The sequence below is a fragment of the Agrococcus pavilionensis RW1 genome (genome assembly GCF_000400485.1).
Classification (GTDB): domain Bacteria; phylum Actinomycetota; class Actinomycetes; order Actinomycetales; family Microbacteriaceae; genus Agrococcus; species Agrococcus pavilionensis.
This window is the reverse complement of sequence record NZ_ASHR01000043.1, coordinates 1-23,198: the sequence shown is the minus strand read 5'-3', so window position 1 is coordinate 23,198 and position 23,198 is coordinate 1. Positions and strand designations below refer to the sequence as shown.

Below are 23,198 nucleotides of genomic sequence, written 5' to 3'. Positions count from 1 at the left end.
GTCAGACGGCCTTCGGCGCGCTGAGCGGGATGAGCTCGCGCGGGGGCATCGGCTGCGCGCCGCGGCACACGACCGTCGAGCGGAAGAGCTCGAACGCCTTCGCCGCCTCGTCGTCGTCGAGCGCCGCCTTGCCGCCGATGAGGCCCTGCAGCATCCAGCGCGGTCCGTCGACGCCGATGATGCGCACGGCGCGAGGCGCGCCGTCCGGCCCAACGGTCAGCCGGGCGCGGAGCTCGGGGCCGAGCGGGCCCTCGGCCTCCTCGACCGCGGCGCCCTGGCGCTCGAGCTGGCCTCGCAGGACCTCGCGCACGGGCAGCCAGATGCCCTCGCTCCGCGGAGCGGCGAACGGCTGCAGCTGCACCGTCGAGCCCTCGTGCTCGAGCGTCACCGCGACGATGCGCTTGGTCTTCTCCTCGACCTCGAGGCGCATCTGCATGCCGGGGCGCGGGACGATGCGGAGCCCGCCGAGATCGACGTAGGGGCGCACGGGCGCCTCGGCCTCGTCGAGCGGGCCCGCGACGGCGCGGTCCTCGGGGGCCGTCTTCTCGACGAGCGCCTCCTCGTCGATCGGCTGCTCGTCCGCGCTGTCGGTCGTGTCGGTCATCGTGCGATCCCCTCTTGGACTGCGCTCAGGCCGGTCGATCCGTGCCCGCGCTCCCCTCGGTCCGAGCCCGGCAGCCGCTCGACCTCGATGAAGCGCACGCGCTCGACGCGCTGCACGACGAGCTGAGCGATGCGGTCCCCGACCTCGATCCGGTGCGGCTCTCCGCCGGTGTTGAGCAGGTTGACCTTGATCTCTCCGCGATAGCCCGCGTCGACGGTGCCGGGCGCGTTCACGATCGTGATGCCGTGCTTGGCCGCGAGGCCGCTGCGCGGGTGCACGAACGCGGCGTAGCCGTCGGGCAGCGCGATCGCGACGCCCGTGCCGACGAGCGATCGCTCGCCCGGGCCGAGCGTGACCGCCTCCGCGGCGTGGAGATCGGCACCGGCGTCACCCGGGTGCGCGTATGCGGGCACCGGCGATCCGGTGATGAGGACTTCGACCTGCTCCATCGCACTCGAGGCTAGCCGAGCGAGGGCGCGCGGGAGAACCGCGCCCGCGGATCGCGAGAGGATGGGGGCATGGAAACCGCCCCCTCGTACCGCGAGCGGCTCGTGCCGCCGTGGTGGCTCCCGCTCGTGCTGCTGCTCATCGTGCCTGCGGTGCTGCTCGTCTTCCTGCCGGTCAACCTGCAGGTCGGGATCGCGATCGCGATCGCGCTCTACGTCGCCGTCGTGGCGCTGCTCTGGCTCGGCGCCCCCGTCGTCGCCGTCGAGGGATCGCAGCTGCGCGCGGGCCGCGCGCGCATCCCGGTCGACCAGCTCGGCGCGCCCGAGGTGCTCCGCGGCGACGCCGCGCAATCGGCGCTGCGGGCCGGCTGGGACCCGGCCGACCACCACGTGGTCTCGCCGTGGACGCGCGCGCTCGTGCGCGCCGCCGTCGAGGACCCGGAGGACCCGACGCCGGCGTGGCTCATCAGCTCGCGGCGCCCGGAGGCGCTCGCGGCGGCGATCGAGGCGGCTCGCTAGCTCAGGCGCACTCGCGGCAGATCGGGCCGAGCTTCGACTCGTGGTCGAACTGCAGCCGGTGCTTCACGAGGAAGCAGCTGACGCACGTGAACTCGTCCTCCTGGGGCGGGAGCACGACGACGTCGAGCTCGACGTCTGCGAGGTCGGCGGCCGAGAGGTCGAAGCTGCCGGGGTTGTCGGCGTCCTCGTCCGTGGAGACGCTCTTCGCAGGCACGCGCTCCTTGAGCGCCTCGATCGACTCGCTCTCGTCGTCGGTCTTGCGGGGGGCGTCGTAATCGGTGGCCATGCGGCAGTCCTTCGAGGGGGTTCGGGGTCGGCGTCGGCGCACATTCTGCACGAAACAGGACACCGGAGCAAATCAGATATCAGCGACGGCTCCGCGACTGCGCCGGTGCGGAGCGGCAGGCGGTGCCTGCATCCGACGGAACGCGCGGCGCGCCCGCACCATTCCCGATCGCAGCGCGGGTCGCGTGGGATGCTGACGCGACCCGACACCGGCAAGGAAGGACCGACGAATCATGCAGCAGCTGAGCGTCATCGGCATCGAGGACGAGGTGCTCATCCTCGAGTCCGAGTCGGGTGAGCGCTACCGCGTGCCCGTCGCCGACCTCCCGGAGCACCGCAAGCCCGCGACGGCCGTCCCGCACCGCGAGCGCAAGGCCACGCCGCGCGAGATCCAGGCCCTCATCCGCGGCGGCATGACCGCCGAGCAGGTCGCCTCGTCCACGGGCGAGGAGCTCGCCTACGTCGAGCGCTTCGAGGGCCCCGTGCTGGCCGAGCGCGCGCACATGCTCGACTCCGCGCTCTCCATCCCGGTCGCGACAGGCGACATCGACCCGCTCGCCGGCGAGACCGCGTTCGGCGCCGCGATCGGCGAGCGCCTCGACGACCTGCGCGCGATCGAGCGCTCGTGGGCGGCGTGGAAGGACGCCGACGGCGGCGCCTGGACCGTCCGGCTCCGCTTCACGACCGAGGGCATCCAGCACGAGGCGCTGTGGGGCTACGAGCCGAAGAAGGCCACGCTGACCCCGCGCGGCAAGGAGGCGACCTCGCTGAGCCAGTCGAGCGACGCGACGAGCGTGCTCGTGCCTCGCCTGCGCGCGATCGACCGGCAGTCGCGGCCGACGACGCCCGACGCCGCGGCGACCGCTCCCGCGTTGGAGGCGCCGACCGAGCAGCCGGCCGCCCCGCCCATCTCCCAGCGCGCGGCGACGCACGACACCGGTCGGCACGACGCAGCTCGACACGACACCGGCCGCTTCGACTCCGACGCCTTCCGCATCCAGCGGGGCACGCAGCGCTCGGCACCGAGCCCGGTCGAGCCGGGCGTCGGCCTCGAGGATGCCGTCGCCTCCGCGACCCTCACCGAGAGCGCCCCGGACGAGCGCCCCAAGGAGCCGACCCGCGCCGAGAACCCGTGGCTGCGCCGTCGCACCGGCGAGGTCGGCAGCCAGCCGGAGAACGTGCAGGCCGCGGCGATCAACCGCCCGGCAGCCGCGACGCAGCCGAACCACACGGCCGAGCTGCTCGACGCGCTGCGGCGCCGGCGCAGCGAGCGCGAAGCGGCCCTGCGCACCGCTGAGAGCGACCCTGCACCCATCGAGCCGGAGCAGCCCGCCGCTCGCACCGCGGAGGCGGAGGAGCCTCAGCGACCCGCTCGCGCGCAGGCGACGGGTCCCGTCGCGGGCAAGAAGCGCGGCTCCCGCGCGGCGATGCCGAGCTGGGACGAGATCGTCTTCGGCTCCCGCAGCGACGACTGACGGCAGAGGAACGCAGCAGAGGCGGGCGCCCGGGACGGCGCCCGCCTCCGTGCGTCTCCGCGCGTCCCAGCGACCTGAACGCGTCGTCATGTTAGATTCTCGGCGCACAGTCCCGTGCACACCTACAAGGAGGTAGGCATGAGCGCACCCGCGCATGACACCGCTCGAGACAACGACCGCAAGGGCCTCGGCCGGGTCGTCACGGCCGCGATGGCCGGCACGGTCGTCGAGTGGTACGAGTTCTTCCTGTACGCCACGGCGTCGACGATCGTCTTCAACCTGATCATGTTCCCCGCGAGCGATGATCCGTACTTCCCGATCATCAGCGCGTTCCTCACCTACGCGGTCGGGTTCATCGCTCGCCCGCTCGGCGGCATCGTCTTCGGCCACTTCGGCGACAAGTACGGCCGCAAGAAGATGCTGCAGTTCGCGATCATCCTCGTCGGCGTCTCGACCTTCCTGATGGGATGCCTGCCCACCTTCGACGTCATCGGCTACTGGGCGCCCGCGCTCCTCGTGCTGCTCCGCTTCGCGCAGGGCTTCGCGGTCGGCGGCGAGTGGGGCGGCGGTGTGCTGCTCGTGGCCGAGCACTCCCCCAACAAGGAGCGCGGCTTCTGGTCGTCGTGGCCGCAGGCCGCGGTGCCGGCCGGCAACCTCATCGCCACCGTCGTGCTGCTCGTGCTGCAGTGGACGCTGTCGGACGAGGACTTCCTCGGCTGGGGCTGGCGCATCGCCTTCTGGCTCTCGGTCGTGATCGTCGCGATCGGCTACTACATCCGCACGCGCGTCACGGACGCCCCGATCTACCAGCAGGTGCGCGACGAGGTCGCGGAGTCGAAGGCGCAGTCCTACGGCGTCCTCGAGGTCCTCAAGCGCTACCCGAAGGGCGTGCTGACGGCCATGGGCCTGCGCTTCGCCGAGAACGTGCTCTACTACCTCGTCGTCACGTTCTCGATCGTCTACCTGCGCACCTACCTCGAGTACGACGTGTCGCGCATCCTCGGCCTCATGGCGATCGCGCACATCGCGCACTTCATCTTCGTGCCGATCGTGGGCCGCTTCGTCGACACCGTGGGCCGCAAGCCGATGTACCTCATCGGCGTGCTGCTCGGTGCGACGTGGGGCTTCATCGCGTTCCCGATGTTCGAGACCGGCAACGACATCGTCATCCTCGGCGGGATCATCCTCGGCCTCGCGTTCCACGCGCTCATGTACGCGGGTCAGCCCGCGATCATGGCCGAGCTGTTCCCCACCCGCATGCGCTACTCGGGCGTCTCGCTCGGCTACCAGGTGACGTCGATCGTCGCTGGCTCGCTCGCGCCGATCATCGCCACGGCGCTCCTCGGGCAGTTCGGCAGCTACATCCCGGTCGCGATCTACCTCGTGATCGCGTGCGCCATCACGCTCGTCGCGGTGCTCGCGCTCAAGGAGACCAAGGGCATCTCGCTGCACGACGTCGACGACCTCGACCGCGAGCGACTGCTCGCCGAGAAGGGCAAGCTCTGATCCCCTGACAGGATCCCGACCGCGAGGGGCGGCGAGAGCGATCTCGCCGCCCCTCGCCGTTCCGGGCCGCTAGCGTTGGCCCAAGCACTACGGAAGGAATCGACGATGACGTCAATCGCCTGGATCGGGCTCGGCAACATGGGCAGCCGCATGTCCGCCCACCTCGTGACCGCGGGCCACGAGGTGCGGGGCTTCGACGTGGTGGATGCGCTGCGGCAGTCGGCGGCGGAGCACGGGATCGTGCCGGTCGCCTCGGTCGCGGAGGCCGTCGAGGGCGCCGAGGTCGTCATCCTGAGCCTGCCGAAGGGCGAGCACGTGCGCTCGGTGCTCGCGGGCCCCGACGGCGTCTTCGAGCACGCGGCGCCCGGCACGCTCATCATCGACACCACCACCGTCGACCTCGACACGTCGCGCTGGAGCCACGGCGAGTCGGGCTCGCGCGGCCTCCGCTTCGTCGACTCCCCCGTCTCCGGCGGCATCCAGGGCGCCGCGGCCGGCACCTTGACGTTCATGCTCGGCGGCGAGGAGGACGACGTCGCGCGAGCTCGCGAGATCGTCACGCCCATGGCCGGCAACGTCTTCGCGGTCGGCGGCCCCACGCACGGCATCGCCGCGAAGCTCGTGAACAACATGATGCTCGGCGTCTCGATCCTCGCGATCTCGGAGGGCTCGCAGCTCGCCGAGCAGCTCGGGCTCGACCCCAAGGCGTTCTTCGACGTCGCGCGCGTCTCCTCCGGCGACTCGTGGGCGCTCCGCACCTGGTACCCGGTGCCGGGCGTCGTGCCCGGTGCCGCCGTGAACAGCAACTTCGACGCATCCTTCTCGGCCATGCTGTGCCACAAGGACGTCTCGCTCGCCGTCGAGGGCGCCGAGGCCGCGGGCGTCAAGGTGCCGGCGGCGAGGCTCATCCGCGACCAGCTGCAGCGGCTGCTCGACGACGGCTTCGAGGGCAAGGACTGCACCCTGGTCGTGCGCGAGGCGAGCCCCGACGGCACGGTCGCCGGTTGGGACGGCCGCTGATGCGCGTGCGCGGCGCGGTGCTGCGCCGGATCGGCGCCGAGCGTCCGTTCGCGCAGTCGCGGCCGCTCGAGCTCGTCGACCTCGAGCTCGACGCGCCCCGCGAGGGCGAGCTGCTCATCCGCATCGAGGCGGCGGGCCTGTGCCACAGCGACCTCTCGGTCGTCGACGGCGCGCGCCCGCGGCCGGTGCCGATGCTGCTCGGCCACGAGGCAGCGGGCATCGTCGAGGTGGTCGGCGAGGGCGTCACCGACGTCTCGGTCGGCGACCGCGTCGTGACGACGTTCCTCCCGCGCTGCGGCGAGTGCGCGGCGTGCGCGACCGACGGCCGCCTGCCGTGCGAGCGCGGCTCGGCGGCGAACGGCGCGGGCGAGCTGCTCGGCGGCGGTCGGCGCCTGCACGAGGCGGCGCTCGAGGGCCGCAGCGGCGAGGTGCACCACCACCTCGGGGTCTCGGCGTTCGCGACGCACGCGGTCGTCGACCGCCGCTCGGTGGTGCCGGTCGGCGCCGACGTGCCGCCGCAGGTCGCCGCGGTGCTCGGCTGCGCGATGCTCACGGGCGGCGGCGCGGTCGTCAACGCCGGCAAGCCGCGCGAGGGCGACGACATCGTCATCGTGGGGCTCGGCGGCGTCGGCATGGCGGCGCTCCTCGCCGCCCGCTCGCTCGGCCTCGGCCGCGTCATCGGGGTGGATGCGGTGCCGGCGAAGCTCGACCGGGCTCGGGAGCTCGGCGCCGACGTCGCACTCTCCCCCGACGACGCGCTCGCCCAGGGGCTCCGCGCGCCGGTCGTGATCGAGGCGGCCGGGCACCCGAAGGCGTTCGAGACGGCGTTCGCCCTCACCGCGCCCGGCGGGACGACCGTGACCGTCGGCCTCCCGCATCCCGACGCCCGCTCGTCGCTCTCGCCGCTCGCGTTCACCGCTGAGGCGCGCACGGTGATCGGCTCGTACCTCGGCTCCGCGGTGCCGTCGCGCGACATCCCGCGCTACGAGCAGCTGTGGCGCGAGGGCCGACTGCCGGTGGAGGAGCTCGTCACGAGCGAGATCGCGCTCGACGACCTCAACGAGGCGCTCGACACGCTCGCCGACGGCCGGGCGATCCGGCAGGTCGTGCGATGCAGCTGACCGCGACCGGGGCGCTCGCGCCCGAGCGGGGCGGGCGCGAGCTCCCCGCTCGGGCGGTGCAGCCCCGGTCGCCGCGCGGCGTCAGCGGCGGCGGCCCTTGCGGGTCTTCTCGTCGTCGCCGCTCGTGAGCTTCTTGACGATCATGCCGACGAGTGCGGTCGCGACGGTCGTGATGAGCCACCTGCGCATGGTGCGATCCTTCCCTCGGTGTCCGGCCGTGCCGGCGGACGCCCATCCTGACCGGCGTCGCTGGACGCGCGGTGGACGCGCTGCTCAGGCGAAGGCGCCGAACCGGCGCAGCGGCACGCGCAGCTCGTCCTGCGTGAGCGAGCCGTGCTGGCCCACCATCCCGCGGCCGGGGTCGGCCTCGTCGACGTAGATCGCGAAGCGCTTCCGCGCGGCGACGAACACGTGGCCGAGGCGCGGCTCGACCTCCGCGTCGACCTCGCCGAGCCAGCCGGCGGCGGCCACCTCGGCCCGGGTCGCGACCCACGCCGCATCGCCGAGCCATGACCGCCAGGCCTCGGCCACCGCATCCGCATCGCCCTCGACCTGCAGCTGGAGGCAGCGCGGCTCCCCCGCGACGTGCGCGACCGGCTCGAGCAGCTCGTGGGGCACGACGAGGTGACCCGTCGGGTCGACGTCGACCATGCCGTGGTCGGCCGTGACGATGAGGCCCACGTCCCGCGGGAGCGCCGCCGCGAGCTCGGCCACTGCGCCGTCGAGCTGCTCGAGCTCGTCGGTCCACTCGGGCGACTGCCAGCCGAGCTCGTGGCCGGCGCGATCGAGCTCGGGCACGTAGAGGTAGACGAGCGACCGCTCGCGCGCCGCGTCGCGAGCGAGCGCGAAGCGGTCGGCGACCGAGCGGCCGCCGCGGTAGTCGGCGCCGCGCAGCACCGCGTGCGTGAACCCGCTCGCGGCGTGCTTCGGCTCGCCGATCGCGATCGCGGGGACGCGCTCGAAGATCGTCGGGCTGCGCTGCCAGGTGACCGGGTCCATCGCGCCGCCCCAGTCGCGCAGCTGGTTGCGCACGCCCGCGCCCGGCACGAACGCGTCGTAGCCGACGATGCCGTGCGCGCCGGCGAGCCCGCCGGTCGTGAGCGACGCGAGCGCCGTTGCGGTCGTCGACGGGAAGCCCGCCTCGATCGAGCCGCCTGGCGCCCCCGCGAGCGTGCGCGCGTGCCCCGCGCGCTGCCCGAGCTGCGCAGCCCCGAGCCCGTCGACGAGCAGCACGATCGCGCCGGCGACGGGCGGCAGGCCGAGCGCGTTCGGCTCGCCCCGCATCGCGAGCGACGAGCTCACGAGAACGTCGGCAAGGCTCCGGGATCCAGGCGCCCTCGTCGGTAGCATTCCGTCAGCCTATGACTGCCACGCCTCCCCCCGACCCCTCCGCCGCGATCGCCGAGCGGATCGACGACGTCGACGTCGCGAGCGAGATGCAGGACTCGTTCCTCGAGTACGCCTACTCCGTCATCTACGCCCGCGCCCTGCCCGACGCCCGCGACGGCCTCAAGCCCGTGCAGCGCCGCATCCTCTTCCAGATGTCCGAGATGGGGCTGCGGCCCGAGAAGGGGCACGTCAAGAGCGCGCGCGTCGTCGGCGACGTCATGGGCAAGCTGCACCCGCACGGCGACACCGCGATCTACGACGCGCTCGTGCGCCTCGCGCAGCCGTTCAGCCTGCGGCTCCCGCTCGTCGACGGGCACGGCAACTTCGGCTCGCTCGACGACGGCCCCGCCGCGCCCCGCTACACCGAGGCGCGCCTAGCCGCGGCAGGCCTCTCGCTCACCGAGGGCCTCGACGAGGACGTCGTCGACTTCGTCCCCAACTACGACAACTCCTACCAGCAGCCCGACGTGCTGCCGGCCTCCTACCCCAACCTGCTCGTCAACGGCGCGAGCGGCATCGCCGTCGGCATGGCGACCAACATGGCGCCGCACAACCTCGTCGAGGTCGTGCAGGCGGCCAAGCACCTGCTCGCGCACCCCGACGCATCCGTCGCCGACCTCATGCGGCACGTGCCGGGGCCCGACCTCCCCGGCGGCGGCGTCATCGTCGGCCTCGACGGCGTGCGGGATGCGTACGAGAGCGGCCGCGGGTCGTTCAAGACCCGAGCGCGGGCGTCGATCGAGCGCCACGGCCGCAAGACGCAGATCGTCATCACCGAGCTGCCCTACCTCGTCGGCCCCGAGCGCGTGATCGAGAAGATCAAGGACGGCGTGCAGTCGAAGAAGCTGCAGGGCCTCACCGAGGTGCAGGACCTCACGGACCGCAAGCACGGCCTGCGGCTCGTCATCAGCATCAAGACGGGCTTCGACCCCGAGGCGGTGCTGCAGCAGCTGTACCGCTACACGCCGCTCGAGGACGGCTTCTCGATCAACAACGTCGCGCTCGTGCACGGCAAGCCCGAGACGCTCGGGCTCAAGCAGCTGCTGCGCGTCTACCTCGACCACCGCGTCGGCGTCGTGCGGCGCCGCAGCGAGTTCCGGCTGCGCAAGAAGCGCGAGCGGCTGCACCTCGTCGAGGGCCTCCTCATCGCGATCCTAGACATCGACGAGGTCATCCAGGTCATCCGCACGTCCGACGACTCGGAGCAGGCCCGCTCGCGCCTGCAGAGCGTCTTCGACCTCTCCGAGCCGCAAGCCGAGTACATCCTCGAGCTGCGCCTGCGGCGGCTGACGAAGTTCAGCCGCATCGAGCTCGAGGCGGAGCGCGACGAGCTGCTCGGGCAGATCGCCGAGCTCGAGCGGATCCTCGGCTCCGACGCCGCGCTGCACGAGGTGGTCGCGGCCGAGCTCGACGAGGTCGCCGAGCGCTTCGGCACGCCGCGCCGCACGGCGCTCACCGAGGGCAACGGGCAGGCGACGACGGGCCGCGCGAGCGCGAAGGCGGCCGTGAGCCTCGAGATCGCGGATGCGCCCACGCGCGTCGTGATGTCGGCGACCGGCAGGCTCGTGCGCGTCGACGGCGAGGAGCCGATCCCCGTGCCCGCGCGGCGCTCGCGCCACGACGCGATCCGCTCGACGATCGCCACGACCACGCGCGGCGCGTTCGGGCTCGTCACCTCGACGGGAGCCGTGCTGCGCCTCACGCCCGCCGACCTGCCCTCGGTGCCGCCCGCATCCGTCGGCCTCACCGCGGGCGTCAAGGTGCGCGACCTCGGCGCCTTCGAGCGCGGCGAGGAGGCGGTCGCGCTCATCGACCTCGGCTCGAGCGAGCCGTGGCTCGTCGCGACCGCGCAGGGCGTCGTCAAGCGCGTGAAGCCCGCGGAGCTGCGGGACCGCGACCGCGAGTCGGTCATCGCGCTCAAGGCCGGCGACCGGGTCGTCGGCGTCGCGCCGGCGCCCGACGAGTCGTGGGTCGTGCTCGTCACGAGCGACGCGCAGCTGCTGCGCTTCGCCGCCGCGGCGATCAACCCGCAAGGGCCTGGGGCCGGCGGCATGAAGGGCATCGGGCTCAAGGCGGATGCGTCGGTGCGGTTCGCGGGCGCGGTCGCCGACGGCGCCGAGGTCGTCACCGTCACCGAGGCCGCCGAGACGCTCGCGGGCCTCGACGAGCCGCGCGTGAAGGTCTCGAGCCTCGAGGAGTTCCCCGCGAAGGGCCGCGGCACGGGCGGCGTGCAGGCGCACCGGCTGCTGAAGGGCGAGGTCGGGCTCGCGCTCGCGTGGGCAGGCCCCTCGCCGCTCGCGGTCGGCGCCGACGGCTCGCAGCGGCAGCTGCCGCCGGGCGGCGCGCCGCGCGCGGGCTCGGGCGTCGCGATCGACGGCGCGATCGGCGCGATCGGCGCGATCGGCGCGCGGCTCGGGACGCCCGCGGACTGACGGCGGCCGGCGCGGCGCTCAGGCGTCGATGCGCTCCCGGTCGACCTGCGAGGTCTGGATGAGCTCGCGGCGCGGGGCGACGTCGTTGCCCATCAGCAGCTCGAATATCTCGCTCGCGCGCTCCGAGTCCGAGATCGTCACGCGGCGCAGCGTGCGGCGCGAGCGGTCCATCGTCGTCTCGGCGAGCTGGTCGGCGTCCATCTCGCCGAGGCCCTTGTAGCGCTGCGGCGGCTCGACCCAGCTCTTGCCGCTCTTCTTGAGCTTCGCGAGCAGCCGGTGCAGCTCGGCGTCGGAGTAGGTGTAGACCGCCTCGTCGGGCTTGCCGCGGTGCTTGACCATCACGCGGTGCAGCGGCGGCACCGCGGCGAAGACGCGGCCCTCCTCGATGAGCGGCCGCATGTAGCGGTGGATGAGCGTCAGCAGCAGGGTGCGGATGTGCGCGCCGTCGACGTCGGCGTCCGAGAGCATGATGATCTTGCCGTAGCGGGCGGCGGAGATGTCGAACGAGCGGCCCGAGCCCGCGCCGATCGACTGGATGATCGCCGCGCACTCGGCGTTGCCGAGCATGTCGCCGATCGACGCCTTCTGCACGTTGAGGATCTTGCCGCGGATGGGCAGGATCGCCTGGAACTCGCTGTCGCGCGCGGGCTTCGCCGTGCCGAGCGCGCTGTCGCCCTCGACGATGAAGAGCTCGGTCTGCGCGACGTCGTTCGAGCGGCAGTCGACGAGCTTCACTGGCAGCGACGACGACTCGAGCGCGCTCTTGCGCCGCGCGGTCTCCTTGAGCGAGCGCGCGGAGAGGCGCGCCTTCATCTCGCTCACGACCTTCTCGAGCAGCTGCCCCGCCTGCGCCTTGTCGTCGCGCTTCGACGAGGTGAGGATCGCGCCGAGCTCGCGCGCGACGACCTGCGAGACGATCTGGCGCACGGCGGGCGTGCCGAGCACCTCCTTCGTCTGGCCCTCGAACTGCGGCTCGGGCAGGCGCACGGTGACGACGGCGGTGAGGCCCGCGAGCACATCGTCCTTCTCGACCTTGTCGTTGCCGGCCTTGAGCTTGCGCGCGTTCGCGGCGACCTGGTCGCGCAGCAGCTTCAGGAGCGACTGCTCGAAGCCGGCGAGGTGCGAGCCGCCCTTCGGCGTCGCGATGATGTTGACGAAGGTCTGCACGACGGTGTCGTAGCCCGTGCCCCAGCGCAGCGCGATGTCGACCTCGCACGTGCGGTCGACCTCGCGCGTGACCATGTGGCCGGTCGCCTCGTCGAGCACCGGGATGGTCTCCTGGAACGCGCCCTCGCCCGTGAGCCGCCACGTCGCGGTGAGCGCCGGGTCGGGCGCGAGGTACTCGGCGAACTCGCTGATGCCGCCGTCGTACTTGAAGTCGTGCACGACGCGCTCGTCGCCGCGCTCGTCGATGATCTGGATCGCGAGCCCCGGCACGAGGAACGCCGTCTGCCGCGCGCGGCGCGCGAGCTCGTCGGCGAGGAAGTCGGCGCCCTTCGTGAACACCTGCGGGTCGGCCCAGTAGCGCACGCGCGTGCCGGTGACGCCCTTCGCGACCTTGCCGACCTTCCGCAGCCTCGACGCATCCGTGAACGGCAGGAACGTCGAGTGCGGCGAGGGCTCGCCCTCGTCGAGGAACTCCCCCGGCTCGCCGCGGTGGAACGACATCGCCCACGTCGCGCCGTCGCGGTCGACCTCGACGTCGAGGCGCTCCGAGAGGGCGTTGACGACGGATGCGCCGACACCGTGGAGGCCGCCGGAGGACTTGTAGGCGCCGCCGCCGAACTTGCCGCCCGCGTGCAGCTTCGTGAAGATGACCTCGACGCCCGTGAGGCCCGTGCGGGGCTCGACGTCGATCGGCAGGCCGCGGGCGCGGTCGCGCACCTCGACGGAGCCGTCGGCGTGCAGCACGACCGCGATCTCGTCGCCGTGGCCGCCGAGCGCCTCGTCGACGGAGTTGTCGATGATCTCCCACAAGCAGTGCATGAGGCCGCGCGAGTCGGTCGAGCCGATGTACATGCCGGGGCGCTTGCGCACCGCCTCGAGCCCCTCGAGCACGGTGAGGTGCCGAGCCGAGTAGTCCGATGCCGCAGTCGCCAACCGATCCCCCTTCGCGTGACACGCCCGGGGTCTGCAGTCATCGGGCGGTCGACGCTCCAGCCTACGGCCGCCGATCCCCGCCCGGCGGCAGGCGGCGCGGCCCGTCGCCGCGTTGCGCCGCTGGCGAACCGCGCCCCGCGCGATGCGGTATTGACAGGATGGCGTGCCACGATGGACACCAGACGTGATGAAGGAGGGCACCGTGAACGACACCCAGACCGCGACGCTCGAGACCGACGAGGCGAACGCGCCGCTCAGCGCGCTCGACCGCTGCGACAGCTGCGGCGCCCAGGCATACGTCCGCGCGACGATGGAGAGCGGCACGCTGCTCTTCTGCGCGCACCACGCGGCCAAGCACCGCGAGGCGCTGCAGCCGCTCGCCACCGTGTGGCACGACGAGACCGCGAAGCTCGCAGAGGTCTAGGCCCCGGCGACTTCGAGCGCGGCCCGTCCCCGATCGGGGGCGGGCCGCTTCGCTGTCCCGGTGGAGGGCGCTCGATCAGGCGAAGGGGCCCTGCAGCCGCTGCAGGAAGCGCTTCGTGCGCTCGTGCTGCGGATCGCCGAAGACCTGCTCCGGCGCGCCGCGCTCGACGACGACGCCCTCGTCGAAGAACGACACCTCGTCGGCGACCTCGCGCGCGAAGCCGAGCTCGTGGGTCACGACCGCCATCGTCCAGCCCTCGGCGGCGAGCTCGGTCATGACCGCGAGCACCTCGCCGACGAGCTCGGGATCGAGCGACGACGTCGGCTCGTCGAACAGCAGCATCGACGGCTGCAGCGCGAGCGCGCGCACGATGCCGACGCGCTGCTGCTGGCCGCCCGAGAGCGACGACGGGTACGCGTCCGCCTTCTCCCGCAGGCCGACGCGCTCGAGGAGCGCGAGCGCATCCGCCCTCGCCTCCTCCTTCCCCCGCCCCTGCACCCGGATCGGGCCGACGGTGACGTTGCCGAGCACGGTCAGGTGCGGGAAGAGGTGGTGCTGCTGGAAGACCATTGCGGATGCGCGGTGCAGGGCCGCGCGCTCGCGTCGCCCGAGCGGGCGGCTGAAGTCGAGCTCGAGGTCGCCGATGCGGAGCGTGCCGGCGTCCGGGGTCTCGAGCCCGTTGAGCGAGCGCAGCACGGTCGTCTTGCCCGAGCCGGACGGGCCGATGAGCGCGTGCACCGTGCCGGGCGCGACGTCGAGGTCGACGCCGCGCAGCACGTGGTTGTCGCCGAACGACTTGTGGAGGCCGCGGGCGGCGAGGAGCGGCGCGGGCGCGATCGGTTCAGACGGCATAGCGGTCGAGCCTCCGCTCGAGGCGGTCCTGGCCGCCGGCGAGGGCCAGGCAGATGACCCAGTAGACGCCGGCCGCGACCGAGTAGATGAGGATGAACTCGCCGCTCGGCGCCGCGATCCGCTGCGCGACGCGGAAGAGCTCGGTGACGAGGATGAGCGACGCGAGCGACGTGTCCTTCACGAGCGAGATGAGCGTGTTCGACAGCGGCGGCACCGAGACGCGCGCGGCTTGCGGCAGCACGATGCGGCCGAGCGCCTGACCCCGCGACATGCCGATCATCGCCGCCGCCTCCCACTGGCCGCGCGGGATCGACAGGATCGCGGCGCGGATGATCTCGGCCGCGTAGCCGCCCACGTTGAGCGAGAGCGCGATGATCGCGCTCGGCCACGGGTCGAGCGTGATGCCGATCTGCGGCATGCCGTAGAAGATCACGAACAGCTGCACGAGCATGGGCGTGCCGCGGATGATCGAGATGTAGGCGCGAGCGAGGCCCGAGAGCCACGCGATGCCGGAGATGCGCGCGAGCGCCATGCCGATCGCGATCACGAGCCCGAGCGAGAACGACGCGAGCGTGAGCGGGATCGTGCCGGTGAGCCCGCCGAGGGCGATGGGCCCGATCGAGTCGAGCACGAGCTGCCAGTCCACGCGCGGAGCCTACGCCGGGAGCCTGCGCGGAAGCGGCCCCGGCGCTCGCCGGGGCCGCTCCATCGAGACGCGCGTCACGGCTGGGAGACGTCCTCGCCGAAGTAGACTTGCGAGATCTCGGCGAGCGTGCCGTCGGCGGCGAGCGCGGCGAGCGCCTCGTCGATCGCGGCGAGCAGCGATTCGCTCCCCTGCCGCATCGCGACGGCGCTCTCGCTCACCTCGTCGGTCTCGGCGACGGCCTCGAGGCCCGTCTCGCCGCCCTGCGCCTGCTCGTAGTCGAGGAACGTGAGGGAGTCGTTGATCGTCGCGTCCACGCGGCCCGAGCGCAGCAGCTCGGCCGCCTGAGCGAAGCCTTCGACCTCCTCGACCTCGGCGCCCGCACCGCGCGCGACCTCGGCCCAGTTGCTCGTGAGGGACTGCGCGCTCACGCGGCCCGCGAGGTCGTCGAGCGAGGCGATGTCGCTGCCCTCGGGCACGACGAGCACGCCGGTCGAGTACGTGTACGGCTCGCTGAAGAGGTAGCGCTCCTGGCGCTCGGGCGTGATCGAGACCTGGTTCGCGATGACGTCGATGCGGCCCGAGTCGAGCGCGGCGAAGATCGCGTCCCACTGGGTCTCGACGAACTCGACCTCGACGCCGAGCTGCTCGCCCACCGCGGTGATGACCTCGACGTCGTAGCCGGTCAGCTCGCCGGCGCCGCCCTCGTGGAACGAGAACGGCGAGTACGTGCCCTCGGTGCCGACGACGAGCACGCCCGCCTCCTGCACCTGCTCGAGCGTCACGCCCGACGATTCGGCCTCCCCGCTCGCGCCGGGCTCCGCGCTGCTCGAGCAGCCGACGAGGGCGACGGATGCGGCGGCGACGGCTGCGAGGCCGGCGAGGGTGGAACGACGGGACATGACTTCTCCTTCTCGGGGACAGAACTCCATCTTAGAACGAGCCGAGCGCATCCGATCGCATGGAGGAACGCGAAGGCCGCCCCTCGCGGGTCGGCCCTCGATCACGCGTCGATCACTCGAGGTAGTCGCGCAGCTGCTGCGAGCGCGACGGGTGCCGCAGCTTCGCCATCGTCTTCGACTCGATCTGGCGGATGCGCTCCCGCGTCACGCCGAACGTGTCGCCGATCTGGTCGAGCGTCTTCGGCATCCCGTCGCCGAGGCCGAAGCGCATGCGGATGACGCCCGCCTCGCGCTCCGAGAGGGAGTCGAGCAGCGACTCGAGCTGGCGCTGGAGCATCGTGAAGCCCACCGCGTCGGCCGGCACGACCGCCTCGGTGTCCTCGATGAGGTCGCCGAACTCGCTGTCGCCGTCCTCGCCGAGGGGCGTGTGCAGCGAGATGGGCTCGCGACCGTACTTCTGCACCTCGATGACCTTCTCGGGGGTCATGTCGAGCTCGCGAGCGAGCTCCTCGGGGCTCGGCTCACGACCGAGGTCCTGCAGCATCTGCCGCTGCACGCGGGCGAGCTTGTTGATGACCTCGACCATGTGCACGGGGATGCGGATCGTGCGGGCCTGGTCGGCCATCGCGCGCGTGATCGCCTGGCGGATCCACCACGTCGCGTAGGTCGAGAACTTGAAGCCCTTCGTGTAGTCGAACTTCTCGACCGCACGGATGAGGCCCAGGTTGCCCTCCTGGATGAGGTCGAGGAACTGCATCCCTCGGCCCGTGTAGCGCTTCGCGAGCGACACCACGAGGCGCAGGTTCGCGCCCAGCAGGTGGCTCTTCGCGCGCTGCCCGTCGCGGGCGATGCGCGTGAGGTCGCGCTTGAGCTGCCAGTCGAGGTCGTCGCCCTCGAGCGAGAGCTTCTCCTCGGCGAACAGGCCCGCCTCGATGCGCATCGCGAGGTCGACCTCCTGCTCGGCGTTGAGCAGCGCGACCTTGCCGATCTGCTTGAGGTAGTCCTTGACCGGGTCGGCCGTCGCGCCGGTGATCTGCGTGGCGGCGGGCTCGTCGTCGTCACCCGAGAGGCGCAGGGCGCCGGTCGGGAGCTTCTCGACGTGGACCTCCTCCTCGTCCTCCTCGGGTGCGGCCTCGGTCGTCTCCTCGGCCATCACCTCGGCGACCGGGTCGACCGCCTTGCGGCGACCGCCGCGCGCGGGCTTCGCCGGGCCAGTCGAGGAGTCGGCGGCCTTCTTCGCAGCGGCCGTCTTGGCGGTGCTCGCCTTCGCGGCCGTCGTCTTGGCAGTCGTCGTCTTGGCCGGCGCCTTCGCGGCAGCGGTCTTCGCAGCGGTCGCCTTGGTGGCCGTCGTCTTCGCGGCAGGCGCCTTCGCCGCCGTCGTCTTCGGGGCCGTCGACTTCGCGGTCGTCGACTTCGCGGTCGTCGACTTCGCGGCGGCGGCCTTGGCGGGAGCAGCCTTCGGCGCGGCGGTCGTGGCGCTCTGCTCAGCGTCGACAGCCGCCTTCGTCGTTCGGCTTCGCGGGCTCGTGGTCTTGTCAGCTGGCATGCGTCCTCCGGTCGGTCAAGCGTCCAGACTCGGTCCAGTCGCGCTGAGGGCAGTCGAATGACCCATGTCAAGTCCGGGCGCGGGCACGATCTCGACTGGGTCGGTCTTGACAGTATAGCGCCGGATGTGGCATGGGCATTCCCAGCTCGTCGATCGAGCGCTCAATCGGGGCGTCGGCGCATGCGCCTGGCGATGGCCGCCCACAGCGGACCCACCTCGATCCCCTCCTCCTCGCGCAGCCGCGAGCGAGTGATGCGACGCATCCGCACGACCATGAGGAAGCCGAGCGCGAGCAGCACGAACTGGAACGAGAGGGCGACGCGGAAGCCCTCCCAGTCGTAGAGGCCGACGGCCTCGCCGCCCGCGACGCGCGCCGAGTGGACGAGGTCGAGGATGATGCCGACCGCCGGCATGGCCGCGAAGGTCGCGATGAAGCCGCCGACGTTGACGATGCCGTTCGCCGAGCCCAGCACCCGCAGCGGGTTCGACGTGCGGGCGAAGTCGAAGCCGACCGTCGAGCCGGGGCCGGCCGCACCGAGCACGACGAGCAGCAGCACGACGAGCCAGGTCGGCGGTTGCGTCGGCCACGCGAGCACGGCGGCCCAGGCTGCGACGACGAGGGCGACGAGGGCGAGCACGAGCGTCGAGCGCCGCAGCGGGAAGCGCGCGGTCGTGATGCCGACGATCGGGCCGACGACCATGCCGGTCACGACGACGATGCTCATGAGGCCGGCGGCCTGGGCCTGCGAGTAGTCGAGCCCCTCGACGAGCATCGGGAAGCCCCACAGGAGCAGGAAGAGGTTGGTGGAGCCCAGGAGCGAGAAGTGCGTCCAGAAGCCGAGCCGCGTGCCGGGCGTGCGGAAGGCGCTGCGGAGCCGCGGCAGCCATCCTTCGGGCACATCGATCGAGCCGGTCGGCGGGGCACCGCCCGGGGGCGCGTCGAAGACGATGAGGAGGACGAGCACGAAGGCGACGCCGCCGACGGCCGCGAGCGTGCCGAACGAGAGGGTCCAGCCGGCCGCCGAGAGCAGCCACACGAACGGCACGGCGGAGAGCAGCTGCCCCACCTGGCCGCTGATCGCGGTGTACTGCGACATCTGCGCGAGGATCGGCCCGCGGAACCAGCCCGACTGCAGGCGGATGACCGAGATGAACGTCGCGGCGTCGCCGATGCCGACGAGCACGCGGCCGAGGATCGCGAGCGGCATGTCCTCGGCGATGGCGACGAGCAGCTGACCGCCGGCCATGACCGCCGCGCCCGAGGCGATGAGCACGCGCGGGCCCAGCCGGTCGAGCAGCACGCCGACCGGGATCTGCATGGCCGCGTAGACGCCCACCTGGACGGCGCCGAGCGTCGAGAGCTCCGTCGCGGCGACCTCGAAGCGCTCGGAGGCCGCGGGACCGGCGACGCCGAGCGACGAGCGGTGCAGCACCGCCGCGATGTACGCCAGTGCCGCCACGCCCCAGACCAGCCAGGAGCGCGCGCTGTTCATCCGAACGAGTCCGAGCCCGGCTTCCGCCGCTCCTGCAGGTAGCGCTCGAGCTCCTCGGCGATCTCGTCGGCGCTCGGCAGCGAGCCGTCCTCGTCGGTGAGCGGCGACTTCACCGACGACTGCGCCATGAACGCGTCGTAGCGCGCCTCGAGGGTCCGCACGACGCGCTGCAGCTCCTCATTCGTCTCCATCTGCTGCGCGACGAGCTGCTGGAACTCGCGGTCGGCCTGCCGCAGCTCCTCGGTGCGGAACGCGAGCGACGTCGCGCTCGTCACGCCCTCGAGCGCCGCGAGCGCCGGTCCCGCAGAGCCGGACTCGCCGACGTAGTGCGGCACGAGCACGGTGAAGGACGCGACGGGCGAGGTCGGGTGCAGGCGGTGCTCGATGCGGTGGATGACGGAGGCCGGCACCGAGGAGACCGGCCGCCAGGCCGAGTACTGCTCGATGAGCTCAGCACGGTTGCCGGAGACGGTCGAGACGAGCGGCCGCGTGTGCGGCACCGGCATGCCGATCGAGCTGATGATCGTCGTCGAGGCGACCTCGAGCTCCTCGTGCAGCTCGAGCAGCGCATCCGTGAACCGCTCCCACATCCAGTCGGGCTCGGGTCCGGTGAGCAGCAGGAAGGGCGCGCCCGCGTCGTCCTCGACCTGCAGCAGCGTGAGCGAGTGCGGCAGGTACTCCTCGACGTGGTCCTCGTTGAAGAGCATGCGCGGCCGGCGCGAGCGGTGGTCGATGAGCACGTCGGTGTCGAACGCGACGACCGGGCGGTGCGGCAGCGTGTCGAGGATCGCGGCAGCGGCGGCCTCCGCCGCGGCGCCCGCGTCGACGAAGCCGTGGATCGCGATCACGAGGTCGAGGCCGCGCGGGACCGTCTCGAGGTCCTCGAGGTGCAGGGTCAGCGCGCGCGGATCGAACACCCTCCCAGCCTAGTGACCGTCGAGCCGCAGGTATCCTCGTGACCCATGCCCATCCCCGCACTCTCGATCATCGCCCGCCCCGAGGACGCCACCGCCGACCTCATCGTGCACGGCGTGCACCCCGGGGAGGAGCCCACCGCCGAGGGCTTCGACCCCGAGCTCCTCCGCGGCATCGGCGCCACGGGCGAGCGCGAGCAGGTCGTGCGAGCGGTCGTCGACGGCCGCCGCGTCGCCTTCGTCGGGCTCGGCGACGACACCGGTTCGGTGCGCCTGCGGCAGATCGCCGGCGCCGCCGTGCGCGCGCTGCGCGACGTGCCGACGCTCGCGCTCGCGCTGCCGGTGCGGACGACCGACGACGTGCTCGCGGTGCTCGAGGGCGCGGCGCTCGGCGCCTACCGCTTCGACGGGCTCAAGCGCGAGCCCAAGCCCGGCGTCGTCGAGATCGCGGTCGTCGCCGGCGAGGCGGAGGTGACCGAGACCGTCGTCGCGATGGCGAAGGCCGCCTCGACCGCCGTCTGGCTCACGCGCGACCTCGCGAACACGCCGCCGAACCTGCTGAGCCCCGTGCACTTCGCCGACCGCGTCGCGGCCGAGGCGCAGCAGGCCGGCCTGAGCGTCGTCGTGCGCGACGAGGAGCGCCTCCGCCGCGAGGGCTTCGGCGGCATCGTCGGGGTCGGCCAGGGCTCGAGCCGCCCGCCGCGGCTCGTGACGGTCGAGCACGCGCCCGACAACGCGACGCGCCACGTCGTGCTCGTCGGCAAGGGCATCACGTTCGACTCGGGCGGCCTCTCGCTCAAGCCCGCCGGCTCGATGCAGCACATGAAGTACGACATGACGGGCGCCGCGACCGTCTACGCCGTGACGGCCGCCGCCGCCGCGCTGCAGCTGCCGATTCGCGTCACCGCGCACCTCGCGCTCGCCGAGAACATGGTCTCGTCGACGTCGACCCGGCCCGACGACGTCATCGTCATCCGCGGCGGCACGAGCGTCGAGGTCACGAACACCGACGCCGAGGGCCGGCTCGTGATGGCCGACGCGCTCGTGCTCGCCTCCGAGGCGCAGCCCGACGCGATCATCGACGTCGCGACCCTCACCGGCGCGCAGCAGGTCGCGCTCGGCGACCGCGTGAGCGGCGTGATGGGCAACGACGAGGCGTTCGTCGACGCCCTCGTGCGCGCCTCGCGCGAGGTGGGCGAGCTCGTCTGGCCCATGCCGATCCCCGAGGAGATGCGCTCGATGCTCGACTCGGAGGTCGCCGATCTCCAGAACGCCAAGGTCGGCAACCGCTCGGGCGGCATGCTCCTCGCGGCCGCCTTCCTCAACGAGTTCGTGGGCGAGCGCGACGGCTCCCCGATCCCGTGGGCGCACATCGACATCGCCGGTCCCTCGATGAACACCGGCAAGCCCTTCGGCCACACGCCCTCGGGCGCGACGGGCGTCGTCGTGCGTGGCGTGCTGCGCATGATCTCGAAGATGTCGCGCTCGGCGGAGTGACACCGGCTCACCGGTTGACACTGGCCGGTCAGGGCTGAGCGGCTAGGCTGGCTCGGGCAGGAACTGCCGTGCACCGCTGCGCCCACCGGCGCGGCACAAGAGACTCATGAGGAGCAAGTGCGTGTCCGATCAGAGCTTTGACATCGTCGTCCTGGGTGGAGGCAGTGCCGGCTACGCCGTCGCGCTGCGCGCCGTGCAGCTCGGCAAGACCGTCGCGATCGTCGAGAAGGACAAGCTCGGCGGCACGTGCCTCCACCGAGGCTGCGTGCCCACCAAGGCGATGCTGCACTCGGCCGAGGTGGCCGACGAGGTGCGCGACGCGGGTCACGCCGGCGTCGACGCCGAGCTCAAGGGCATCGACATCGAGCGGGTGACCGCGTTCCGCGAGGGCATCGTCTCGAAGAAGTACAAGGGCCTGCAGGGGCTCATCAAGGCGAAGGGCATCGAGGTCGTCGAGGGCGACGGCAAGCTCGCCTCCCCCACGACCGTGCAGGTCGGCGACCGCACCCTCACGGGCAAGAACATCGTGCTCGCGACCGGCTCGTACGCGAAGACGCTCCCGGGTCTCGAGATCACGGGCAACGTCATCACGAGCGAGCAGGCGCTCCGCCTCGACTGGATCCCGCAGCGCGTGGCGATCCTCGGCGGCGGCGTCATCGGCGTCGAGTTCGCGAGCGTCTGGCGCGCCTTCGGCGCCGAGGTCACGATCATCGAGGGCCTGCCCCACCTCGTCGCGAACGAGGAGGAGTCGGTCTCGAAGCAGTTCGAGCGCGCCTACAAGAAGCGCGGCATCCAGTTCCAGCTCGGTGCGCGCTTCTCGGGCGTCACGCAGGACGACTCGGGCGTGCACGTCTCGCTCGAGACCGGCGAGACGATCGACGCCGACCTGCTGCTCGTGGCCGTCGGCCGTGGCCCGAACACCGCCGATGTCGGCTACGAGGAGGTCGGCGTGCAGCTCGACCGCGGCTTCGTGACCGTCGACGACCGGCTGCAGACCTCGGTCCCCGGCGTCTACGCCGTCGGCGACATCGTCCCGGGCCTGCAGCTCGCGCACCGCGGCTACCAGCAGGGCATCTTCGTCGCCGAGGAGATCGCCGGGCTCGAGCCGCGCATGGTGCAGGACATCAACATCCCCAAGGTCACCTACTCCGACCCCGAGGTCGCGTCGATCGGCTACTCCGAGGCGAAGGCCAAGGAGCAGTTCGGCGAGGACAGGATCGAGTCGTACGAGTACTCGCTCGGCGGCAACGCGAAGAGCGAGATCGTCGGCACGACGGGCTCGGTCAAGGCGGTGCGCGTCAAGGACGGCCCCGTCGTCGGCGTCCACATGATCGGGCGCCGCGTGAGCGAGCTCATCGGCGAGGCCCAGCTCATCGTGAACTGGGAGGCCTACCCGGAGGACGTCTCGCAGCTCGTGCACGCCCACCCGACGCAGCACGAGGCGCTTGGCGAGACCATGCTGAAGCTCGCGGGCACCCCGCTCCACGCCATCTGATCGACAGCCACAGGAGATCCGAGAATGACTGACATCAAGCTCCCCGAGCTCGGCGAGAGCGTCACCGAGGGCACGATCACGCGCTGGCTGAAGTCCGTCGGCGACGAGATCGCCGTCGACGAGCCGCTCGTCGAGATCTCGACCGACAAGGTCGACACCGAGGTGCCGTCGCCGATCGCCGGCACGCTCACCGAGATCCTGGCCGACGAGGACGACACCGTCGAGGTCGGCGCAGTCATCGCGCGCGTCGGCGACGCGGGCGACGCACCCGCCGAGCAGGCGCCGGAGACCGACGCCGAGACGGCGACCGAGGGCACCGACGCCGAGCCCGAGCAGGAGGCCGACGATGAGTCGGCCGCCGAGGCGCAGGAGTCGCCTTCGAAGCAGGCCGACGAGCAGCAGGAGTCGGCGCCCGCGCCGCAGGCCGACGCGCAGCAGTCGAGCGGCGGCACCGACATCAAGCTCCCGGAGCTCGGCGAGAGCGTCACCGAGGGCACGATCATCCGCTGGCTCAAGGCGGTCGGCGACGAGATCG

21 protein-coding genes are annotated in these 23,198 nt (G+C 72.3%); 10 read left to right on the top strand and 11 right to left on the bottom strand.

Annotation, left to right across the window (positions count from 1 at the left end):
- Position 1: 1 nt before the first annotated feature.
- On the bottom strand, positions 2-604 hold the full coding sequence (locus L332_RS28455; protein ID WP_021011761.1) for a DUF3710 domain-containing protein: 603 nt from the start codon (positions 602-604) through the stop codon (positions 2-4).
- Positions 601-1,053 carry a dUTP diphosphatase gene (gene dut, locus L332_RS28450; protein ID WP_021011760.1) on the bottom strand — a complete coding sequence of 151 codons (453 nt, stop codon included), beginning with the start codon at positions 1,051-1,053 and terminating at the stop codon, positions 601-603. Before dut ends, L332_RS28455 begins: the two co-directional genes overlap by 4 nt.
- A 69-nt stretch (positions 1,054-1,122) precedes the next feature.
- On the opposite strand from dut, the gene L332_RS28445 reads away from it, so the two are divergent.
- Complete coding sequence (locus L332_RS28445) at positions 1,123-1,569, top strand: DUF3093 domain-containing protein (protein ID WP_021065146.1); 447 nt, start codon at positions 1,123-1,125, stop codon at positions 1,567-1,569.
- A gap of 1 nt (position 1,570) precedes the next feature.
- Here L332_RS28445 and L332_RS28440 read toward each other — a convergent pair whose 3' ends face one another.
- Positions 1,571-1,855, bottom strand: coding sequence for a DUF4193 domain-containing protein (locus L332_RS28440; protein ID WP_021011759.1), 285 nt, complete (start codon positions 1,853-1,855; stop codon positions 1,571-1,573).
- A gap of 232 nt (positions 1,856-2,087) precedes the next feature.
- Here L332_RS28440 and sepH point away from each other — a divergent pair, with 232 nt between their 5' ends.
- The 4 genes from sepH (at position 2,088) to L332_RS28425 (ending at position 6,976) form a co-directional block, all read left to right on the top strand.
- Positions 2,088-3,329 carry a septation protein SepH gene (gene sepH / locus L332_RS29670; RefSeq protein ID WP_021011758.1) on the top strand — a complete coding sequence of 414 codons (1,242 nt, stop codon included), beginning with the start codon at positions 2,088-2,090 and terminating at the stop codon, positions 3,327-3,329.
- Positions 3,330-3,467: 138 nt separating this feature from the next.
- Positions 3,468-4,835: an MFS transporter gene (locus L332_RS28435; protein ID WP_021011757.1), complete on the top strand. Its 1,368-nt coding sequence runs from the start codon at positions 3,468-3,470 to the stop codon at positions 4,833-4,835.
- Positions 4,836-4,940: 105 nt separating this feature from the next.
- A complete protein-coding gene (locus tag L332_RS28430; RefSeq protein WP_021011756.1) occupies positions 4,941-5,855 on the top strand; it encodes an NAD(P)-dependent oxidoreductase in 915 nt (304 codons plus the stop codon).
- Positions 5,855-6,976, top strand: a complete 1,122-nt coding sequence (locus L332_RS28425) for an alcohol dehydrogenase catalytic domain-containing protein (protein ID WP_021011755.1) — start codon at positions 5,855-5,857, stop codon at positions 6,974-6,976. Before L332_RS28430 ends, L332_RS28425 begins: the two co-directional genes overlap by 1 nt.
- Before the next feature lie 273 nt (positions 6,977-7,249).
- Here L332_RS28425 and L332_RS28420 read toward each other — a convergent pair whose 3' ends face one another.
- On the bottom strand, positions 7,250-8,278 hold the full coding sequence (locus L332_RS28420; protein WP_021065145.1) for an alkaline phosphatase family protein: 1,029 nt from the start codon (positions 8,276-8,278) through the stop codon (positions 7,250-7,252).
- 59 nt (positions 8,279-8,337) lie between these two features.
- Between L332_RS28420 and L332_RS28415 the strand changes: the two genes are divergently transcribed.
- On the top strand, positions 8,338-10,797 hold the full coding sequence (locus tag L332_RS28415) for a DNA gyrase/topoisomerase IV subunit A (protein WP_021011752.1): 2,460 nt from the start codon (positions 8,338-8,340) through the stop codon (positions 10,795-10,797).
- 18 nt (positions 10,798-10,815) lie between these two features.
- Here L332_RS28415 and L332_RS28410 read toward each other — a convergent pair whose 3' ends face one another.
- Complete coding sequence (locus tag L332_RS28410) at positions 10,816-12,897, bottom strand: DNA gyrase/topoisomerase IV subunit B (RefSeq protein ID WP_021011751.1); 2,082 nt, start codon at positions 12,895-12,897, stop codon at positions 10,816-10,818.
- Positions 12,898-13,099: 202 nt separating this feature from the next.
- Between L332_RS28410 and L332_RS28405 the strand changes: the two genes are divergently transcribed.
- The gene (locus L332_RS28405; RefSeq protein WP_031224395.1) at positions 13,100-13,321 is read left to right on the top strand and encodes a DUF7455 domain-containing protein; all 222 of its coding nucleotides are present in this window, start codon (positions 13,100-13,102) and stop codon (positions 13,319-13,321) included.
- A 75-nt stretch (positions 13,322-13,396) separates the two neighbouring features.
- Here L332_RS28405 and L332_RS28400 read toward each other — a convergent pair whose 3' ends face one another.
- From L332_RS28400 to L332_RS28375, 6 genes are all read right to left on the bottom strand, one after another.
- A complete protein-coding gene (locus L332_RS28400; protein ID WP_021011749.1) occupies positions 13,397-14,173 on the bottom strand; it encodes an amino acid ABC transporter ATP-binding protein in 777 nt (258 codons plus the stop codon).
- The gene (locus L332_RS28395) at positions 14,163-14,819 is read right to left on the bottom strand and encodes an amino acid ABC transporter permease (protein WP_021011748.1); all 657 of its coding nucleotides are present in this window, start codon (positions 14,817-14,819) and stop codon (positions 14,163-14,165) included. Before L332_RS28395 ends, L332_RS28400 begins: the two co-directional genes overlap by 11 nt.
- 74 nt (positions 14,820-14,893) lie before the next feature.
- Positions 14,894-15,718 (bottom strand): transporter substrate-binding domain-containing protein, encoded by an 825-nt coding sequence (locus L332_RS28390; RefSeq protein ID WP_021011747.1) that lies wholly within the window; start codon positions 15,716-15,718, stop codon positions 14,894-14,896.
- Between the two features lie 112 nt (positions 15,719-15,830).
- Positions 15,831-17,264, bottom strand: a complete 1,434-nt coding sequence (locus tag L332_RS28385) for an RNA polymerase sigma factor (RefSeq protein WP_021011746.1) — start codon at positions 17,262-17,264, stop codon at positions 15,831-15,833.
- Between the two features lie 161 nt (positions 17,265-17,425).
- A complete protein-coding gene (locus tag L332_RS28380; RefSeq protein ID WP_235045101.1) occupies positions 17,426-18,724 on the bottom strand; it encodes an MFS transporter in 1,299 nt (432 codons plus the stop codon).
- A 29-nt stretch (positions 18,725-18,753) separates the two neighbouring features.
- Positions 18,754-19,674, bottom strand: a complete 921-nt coding sequence (locus L332_RS28375; protein ID WP_021011744.1) for a PAC2 family protein — start codon at positions 19,672-19,674, stop codon at positions 18,754-18,756.
- A gap of 45 nt (positions 19,675-19,719) precedes the next feature.
- On the opposite strand from L332_RS28375, the gene L332_RS28370 reads away from it, so the two are divergent.
- The 3 genes from L332_RS28370 to L332_RS0115835 all read left to right on the top strand — a co-directional run.
- A complete protein-coding gene (locus tag L332_RS28370; RefSeq protein ID WP_021011743.1) occupies positions 19,720-21,168 on the top strand; it encodes a leucyl aminopeptidase in 1,449 nt (482 codons plus the stop codon).
- 121 nt (positions 21,169-21,289) lie between these two features.
- Positions 21,290-22,663: a dihydrolipoyl dehydrogenase gene (gene lpdA, locus L332_RS28365; protein WP_021011742.1), complete on the top strand. Its 1,374-nt coding sequence runs from the start codon at positions 21,290-21,292 to the stop codon at positions 22,661-22,663.
- 24 nt (positions 22,664-22,687) lie between these two features.
- Positions 22,688-23,198, top strand: a 511-nt coding sequence (locus L332_RS0115835) for a biotin/lipoyl-containing protein (protein WP_031224392.1), incomplete at its 3' end; no start/stop codon positions are given.

Bases quoted from the DNA above. Each gene is read 5' to 3' on its own strand.
- L332_RS28400 (WP_021011749.1), bottom strand. From the start codon at position 14,173: ATGCCGTCTGAACCGATCGCGCCCGCGCCGCTCCTCGCCGCCCGCGGC.
- L332_RS28440 (WP_021011759.1), bottom strand. From the start codon at position 1,855: ATGGCCACCGATTACGACGCCCCCCGCAAGACCGACGACGAGAGCGAG.
- L332_RS28385 (WP_021011746.1), bottom strand. From the start codon at position 17,264: ATGCCAGCTGACAAGACCACGAGCCCGCGAAGCCGAACGACGAAGGCG.
- L332_RS28455 (WP_021011761.1), bottom strand. From the start codon at position 604: ATGACCGACACGACCGACAGCGCGGACGAGCAGCCGATCGACGAGGAG.
- sepH (WP_021011758.1), top strand. From the start codon at position 2,088: ATGCAGCAGCTGAGCGTCATCGGCATCGAGGACGAGGTGCTCATCCTC.
- L332_RS28430 (WP_021011756.1), top strand. From the start codon at position 4,941: ATGACGTCAATCGCCTGGATCGGGCTCGGCAACATGGGCAGCCGCATG.
- L332_RS28425 (WP_021011755.1), top strand. From the start codon at position 5,855: ATGCGCGTGCGCGGCGCGGTGCTGCGCCGGATCGGCGCCGAGCGTCCG.
- L332_RS28435 (WP_021011757.1), top strand. From the start codon at position 3,468: ATGAGCGCACCCGCGCATGACACCGCTCGAGACAACGACCGCAAGGGC.
- L332_RS28370 (WP_021011743.1), top strand. From the start codon at position 19,720: ATGCCCATCCCCGCACTCTCGATCATCGCCCGCCCCGAGGACGCCACC.
- L332_RS28415 (WP_021011752.1), top strand. From the start codon at position 8,338: ATGACTGCCACGCCTCCCCCCGACCCCTCCGCCGCGATCGCCGAGCGG.
- dut (WP_021011760.1), bottom strand. From the start codon at position 1,053: ATGGAGCAGGTCGAAGTCCTCATCACCGGATCGCCGGTGCCCGCATAC.
- L332_RS28390 (WP_021011747.1), bottom strand. From the start codon at position 15,718: ATGTCCCGTCGTTCCACCCTCGCCGGCCTCGCAGCCGTCGCCGCCGCA.
- L332_RS28445 (WP_021065146.1), top strand. From the start codon at position 1,123: ATGGAAACCGCCCCCTCGTACCGCGAGCGGCTCGTGCCGCCGTGGTGG.